The organism is Streptomyces sp. NPDC001027 (assembly GCF_040299045.1).
GTDB lineage: Bacteria > Actinomycetota > Actinomycetes > Streptomycetales > Streptomycetaceae > Streptomyces.
Genome location: NZ_JBEPBI010000373.1, coordinates 1 through 5,477 on the forward strand (window position 1 = coordinate 1; position 5,477 = coordinate 5,477).

Genomic DNA, 5,477 nt, shown 5'->3' on the forward strand with positions numbered 1-5,477 from the left:
GGTCGACCTCATGGAGCAGGGCTACAACCCCGCCCGCCACATCAAGGGCGGCGACGCCGTCCTGGACGAAGGCGAGTAGCCGCTGTGGGAGAGATCGACGACGCCATCGAACGCGCCGACCGAGAGGGCTTCACCCGCCAGCCGCCCAAGACACTCCAGGCCCGCATCAACTACCTGATGAAGCAGCTCAAGACGACCCGCGCCGTCGCAGAGGAGATCGGGGTCAGCCAACGCTCGGTCGAGCGCTACCGCAAGGGCGAACGCAAGCACCCGCCCCAGGCCATCGCCGAACGGATCGACGCGGCCGTACGGGCGCGCTGGCAGCCCCAGGTCCGCAGACGCCGCCGTAAGCAGGCCGCCACCGCCACGGGCATCACGGTGGAGACAAGGGCGCGGTTCGGCTACACCGCACCCATCGGCACCACCGACGACGGACGCTTCCGACGGCTGACCGTGCACCTGCCACCTGCGTACGCACAACGCCTCTTCGACGCCCGCAACACAGGCGCCAGTGACCAGCAGATGCGCCAGATCATCGCCGAGGGATTCAAGGAGATCTACTTCCAGGACGGCGGAGGCCGCGCCACAGCGCTCTCCGACGTCACCCTCAACGACATCGACTACCTCGACCTGGACTACTGATTGTTGTCACTCGGAGGCACCGTTTCCGCAGGGTAGTGAGCCGAAGCAAGATAGCTGTCACGTAGGCAGGCTTCTTGTCACCGGCGGGGCCTACTGCTGATGGGCGGCTGGTCGCGCGTGAGTGAGTGCGCTCCACCGCTCCAGTTCGTCCAAGTGGCTGCCGACTGCTGTTGCCCGGGCGACCTCTTCGGCTTCCTTCGGTGTCGGCTCACCCTGGCGGGTGATCAACTTCAGCGGCCAGGCCGGAGTGCCCGGCTGTTCGCCGTCGAAGGGGTGCCAGTTCCAGGCTGCATCGAACCGCCAGGCGCGCCCGTCCCGGTCAACAACCTCATCACCCAGTTCGAGGAAGGCGTACGGACGGAAGAACAGCTCGATGCGTATGGGTTCGCCGCCGGCCGGATCGATCGTGTAGCCCTGGTCCTCGAGGGAAGGGTCGTGGGTCTCACCCTGCTGCAGGACCTCAAGGTAGGACGCGGGCCGGGGCAGCATGCCGGTGATCAGGGGCGGATCGAAGTGGTGGACTGCCTGGACGTGCACCACGGTCGCTGGGATTCCCACCAGGCAGGCATCGCCCGGCTTCAGTGCGGTCTCCGCCGGTTCCGTTCGGAAGATCTCCCACTCGCGGGCCGCGGGCGTTGGAAGCGCCCTCTGCCCGTTCCACCTGAAGTTCTCGGCCTGTGGGTCCACTTCCAACCACGGCCACCGCACGGACACGTGGTAACAGGTGACGTCGGTGACGGCGGTCTCAGTGAACTGGCACTCCAGCAACAGCACGTCACCGGGCCTGTAGTCGTGGCTCATGAACGCATTGTGCATGCCGTCACTGACAGTGGTCGATCGCCTTGGCCAGGCGCTCGGCGTGGTCTTCGAGCAGTGGCTTGAGGGCTCCGTAGTAGGGCTGGTGGTCAGTTGTGCGGAGCCAGTGGAAGACGTTGTGTCGCTCCCGGGTCCAGACGGCGCGTAGTGCGGGGTCGGGGGCGATGTGTGGCGGGCAGGGTGCGAAGTCGGGCTCGCCTTCGGTGACGCGGGTCCAGATGTAGCCGCTGACGGCCAGGCGCCGGCGGTCGTCGCTGAGGGGCTTTCGGTGGCTCGTGAGGTCCGGGAGCTGGGTGAGCATGTGCTGCCAGTTCTCGGGTTCCAGCGTCCAGGTGGCGAGGGCCTCGCGGCGGTGTTGGTAGTCGATGGCGGGGCCTGCGAGGAGCTCGGCGGTGATGGCGTCGAGGGCTCATCGACAAGATGGCCCCGCACGAGCGCAACTACATTCGCATGCTGTTCACCGACCCGCGCATGAAGGCCGTCGACAACCCCAAGGACCCACGACTCGTCAGCCTGGTCGGCGAACTCTCCGTCCACTACCCACTCTTCCGGCAATGGCGGGCCAGCCGCCACGTCGCCAGTCAGAACTTCGGCAGCAAGACCATCCACCACCCAACGTCGCTCGCAGCCGTGATCTGACCGCCTCCCGCCGCGCGCCGGATGCGGCGGGAGGCGACCACATCTTGGCGAACTCGGCGAAAACTGACAGCGGTTGCGGTCAGAGGCCGATGTCGGCCAGCCACTGGCTTGTGGTCCGGGGGGTCACTCCCAGCAGCTTCTGGGCGGAGGTTTCCGGCGCGATCGAGCGGTCAGGCATGGCGCTCATCGCCTGGTAGGCCCCTGCGATGTCGGCGGCGGCGCTTTCCCCCATCAGGGGAGTCATCGACGTACGGAACTCCTCGGGGGTGATCTGGTCGAAGACGACGTTCCGTCCGAGCCGGGCGCCGAACGCTTCGGCCAGCTCCGGCCCCGTGATCGCCGGGTACTGGCCGACGGAGATCACGCCGGTGACGTCCGTGCGGTCGAGCAGGGCCACGACGGCGTCAGCGATGTCCAGGTGGGAGGCCCAGGAGACGGGGAAGTCGGTCCGGATCGGGTAGGGCAGAACGCCGCGCTCGCGGACCGAGCCGATGACGTGCGGCATGAGCAGATTCTCGAGGTAGAGCTCGGGTGCGACGACCGCGTGGGACACACCGCTGTCGGCCAGGCCGACGGCCAGGGCCGCCGCGGCACCGCCGATGGCGGCATCGACGGCGAAACCGCTGGTGGAGAACACGACGTGGTCCGGCCGGGCCTCGCCGACAGCGGTGAGGATGTTGTGCGCGTAGGTCTGGCGGTCCTGCTCGGGGGCCACCGGCAGGTGGACGAAGACGCCCTCGGCGCCTCGGTAGGCGTCGGTCAGGTCGACGGCGGAGTAGCCGGCGGCCACGACGCGCTGCGCGCCGTGCACGACCGCGTCGGGGTTGCGCGTCAGAGCGGTCACGGACTTGCCCGCAGCGGCGAGAGCGGCGACGACAGGGCCGCCCTGGGCACCGGTGGCGCCATGGATCACATAGGTCATGGCCCCATTAGTGCATGCGATGCACCAGTTACATCAACTGCACTAATGGAGTACGGTCAGAAACTGTGACCGATCCCTGTCTCCCCGAGTGCGGCGTCGCCCGGTTCCTCACGCTGCTCAACGGACCGTGGGCCACCCTGATCGTGCGCGAGCTGCTCCACGGCTCCCACCGGTTCAACCAGCTGCGCGATGCCCTGCCGGGGATCAGTCCGCACACCCTGACCAGCCGACTGCGCCAGTTCGAGCGGCACGGCATCGTCACGCGCACGACGTACGCGGAGATCCCGCCCCGCGTCGAATACGCGCTCACCCCTCTCGGGGAGGGGCTGCGCGAGGTCCTGGACGCCATGGGCGCCTGGGCCACGGCGGTGCCGGACCCCAAGGCCGACGTCACCGCCTGATCCGAGCCCCCGCCCGGCGGGGCGAGTTCGACCGCGCCCTTCACCACGTACAGGCAGCCGCCCCACTCCTTGACGGACCGGCGGTCCGCATACGCGGGGCTGCGTCCTTCCGCTGTCTGCGGCCAGGCCCGGTCATCCGCAAACCACCGAGCACGCACCCGCACTCGTGGAACAATAATCCAAGGAAGTTGCTTCCATGGAATACAAATGGTTTGCTGGACGCCGGGCCGATTCCGGTTCTCGTCTCCGCCGGCCCGGCATGTCGCCCCGGCGCGAGGCGACTTCACTGCCTGGATTCGGCATGCCACGGAGACACACATCTCTGCCCCCAAGGGGCGTAAGGAGTGAGCGTCATGACGGTTCCCGCATTCAACTCGGTCGCCTGGTTCGAGTTCGGCACCGACCAGCCGGAGAAGGTCAAGGAGTTCTACGGCGAACTCTTCGACTGGCAGTACGTCCTCAACACCAACACCCCGGGGGTCACCTACCACTCGGTGATGACCACCGGCGCCCCGCAACCGGGCGGCGGCGTATGGGAGTCGGAGGGCGGCTTCCCCGACTACGCGATCTTCTACGTCTTCGTCCAGGACGTCGCCGCGACCGTCGAGCGCGCCGAGAAGCTGGGCGCCGAGGTGCTCATGGCGCCGGTCTCCGACTCCGCGGGCTTCACCTTCGCCCGGCTCAGGGACACAGCGAGCAACCACTTCGGAGTGTTCTCCGTACCCGCCCCGTAAAAGCCCGGCCATGGGCCGCCATCCACCCCGGTTGGCTGCCCTTTCAGGGAGCCGACAGCCCCGTGACCCGTGCCTCTTGCGTCCAGCCTCTGCCGCCGGAGCACGCCGCAGGGCCTCGTACCCCCGTCCCCCCGACCGAAAGGTGCCCCGATGTCCGGCGCCGACGCCGACGCCACCGGCGAGAAGATCCCCGTCCGCGTCTACGGCGGTCCCACCGCCCTGTTCGAGTACGGCGGACTCAGGTTCGTCACCGACCCGACCTTCGACCCGCCCGGCGAGTACCCGATGCCCCTCCCGGGCGACCACAAGCTCCTCAAGACCGACCCCTCGACGGTCACCGCCGCCGGCCTCGGCCGCGTCGACGCCGTGCTGCTCTCCCACGACGAGCACGACGACAACCTCGACCACGCCGGCCGTGCCCTCCTGGCCGAGGCGCCGGTCGCCTTCACCACCGAGAGCGGCGCCGGCCGCCTGGGCGGCAACGCCCGCGGCCTCGCCTTCTGGCAGACTGCCGAGCTCGAGCGGCCGGACGGCGGCAGCGTGACCGTCACCGGCGTGCCCGCCCGGCACGGTCCCGCGGGCTGCGAGCCTGTCACCGGCGACGTCATCGGCTTCATGCTCACCTCCGACGACCTGCCGTCGATCTACGTCAGCGGCGACAACGCCGCCCTGGAGCACGTCAGGGAGATCGCCAAGAGGTTCGCCCCCGTCGACACCGCGATCCTCTTCCTCGGCGGAGCCCGCATGCCCTTCGCCTTCGACGGCGCCCTGCTCACCCTCGACAGCGCCCAGGGCGCCGAGGCCGCCGAGACACTCGGCGCCCGACGCGTCGTCCCCGCGCACTACGACAGCTGGGCTCACTTTCGGGAAGGCCGCGGCGAGATCCAGGCCGCCTTCGCCGAAGCCGGCCTCGCCGACCGCCTCGACTTCGCCCGATGACCCCGACCGAACCCACGGAGACCACGATGACCACTGTCAACCTCGACCTGGCCGACGCCTACTTCCAGGCCGTGCAGACCGGAGACATGGCCGCCCTCGGCGGCCTCCTCGACGAGGAGATCGTCTGGCACCAGCCCGGCGCCAACCAGTTCTCCGGCGACCACAAGGGCCAGGGCGCCGTCTTCCAGATGCTCGGCAGCATGATGGAGGCCAGCCAGGGCACCTTCGCCATCGACAGGATCCACTCCCTCATGGGCAACGGCGACCTGGTCGCCGCCGCCCTTCACTTCACCGGCCGCCGCGGCGACACGTCCATGGCGATGGACGGCGTGGACCTCCTGCGCATCCAGAATGGCAAGATCACCGAGATGTGGCTCTTCTCCG

General features: G+C 68.7%; 9 protein-coding genes. 6 read left to right on the forward strand and 3 right to left on the reverse strand.

All coding sequences use genetic code 11. The features are described 5' to 3' along the window. The first annotated feature begins 84 nt into the window (after positions 1-84). Positions 85-642, forward strand: coding sequence for a telomere-protecting terminal protein Tpg (gene tpg / locus ABT300_RS40840; protein WP_351687306.1), 558 nt, complete (start codon positions 85-87; stop codon positions 640-642). A gap of 90 nt (positions 643-732) precedes the next feature. Here tpg and ABT300_RS40845 read toward each other — a convergent pair whose 3' ends face one another. Further along, on the reverse strand, positions 733-1,443 hold the full coding sequence (locus ABT300_RS40845; protein WP_351687308.1) for a hypothetical protein: 711 nt from the start codon (positions 1,441-1,443) through the stop codon (positions 733-735). A gap of 19 nt (positions 1,444-1,462) precedes the next feature. Then, a complete protein-coding gene (locus ABT300_RS40850) occupies positions 1,463-1,759 on the reverse strand; it encodes a hypothetical protein (protein ID WP_351687311.1) in 297 nt (98 codons plus the stop codon). Positions 1,760-1,878: 119 nt separating this feature from the next. Between ABT300_RS40850 and ABT300_RS40855 the strand changes: the two genes are divergently transcribed. Continuing rightward, entirely contained in the window at positions 1,879-2,097 is a 219-nt protein-coding gene (locus tag ABT300_RS40855) for an MmyB family transcriptional regulator (RefSeq protein WP_351687314.1), read from the forward strand. A 79-nt stretch (positions 2,098-2,176) separates the two neighbouring features. Here the strand turns inward: ABT300_RS40855 and ABT300_RS40860 are convergent, their stop codons facing one another. Then, on the reverse strand, positions 2,177-3,019 hold the full coding sequence (locus ABT300_RS40860; protein WP_351687317.1) for an SDR family oxidoreductase: 843 nt from the start codon (positions 3,017-3,019) through the stop codon (positions 2,177-2,179). A gap of 65 nt (positions 3,020-3,084) precedes the next feature. Between ABT300_RS40860 and ABT300_RS40865 the strand changes: the two genes are divergently transcribed. The 4 genes from ABT300_RS40865 to ABT300_RS40880 all read left to right on the forward strand — a co-directional run. After that, on the forward strand, positions 3,085-3,420 hold the full coding sequence (locus tag ABT300_RS40865) for a winged helix-turn-helix transcriptional regulator (RefSeq protein WP_351687320.1): 336 nt from the start codon (positions 3,085-3,087) through the stop codon (positions 3,418-3,420). Between the two features lie 353 nt (positions 3,421-3,773). Beyond that, positions 3,774-4,154: a VOC family protein gene (locus tag ABT300_RS40870; RefSeq protein ID WP_351687323.1), complete on the forward strand. Its 381-nt coding sequence runs from the start codon at positions 3,774-3,776 to the stop codon at positions 4,152-4,154. Between the two features lie 150 nt (positions 4,155-4,304). Then, entirely contained in the window at positions 4,305-5,093 is a 789-nt protein-coding gene (locus ABT300_RS40875; protein ID WP_351687326.1) for an MBL fold metallo-hydrolase, read from the forward strand. Between the two features lie 26 nt (positions 5,094-5,119). Further along, positions 5,120-5,477, forward strand: a 358-nt coding sequence (locus ABT300_RS40880; RefSeq protein WP_351687329.1) for a nuclear transport factor 2 family protein, incomplete at its 3' end; no start/stop codon positions are given.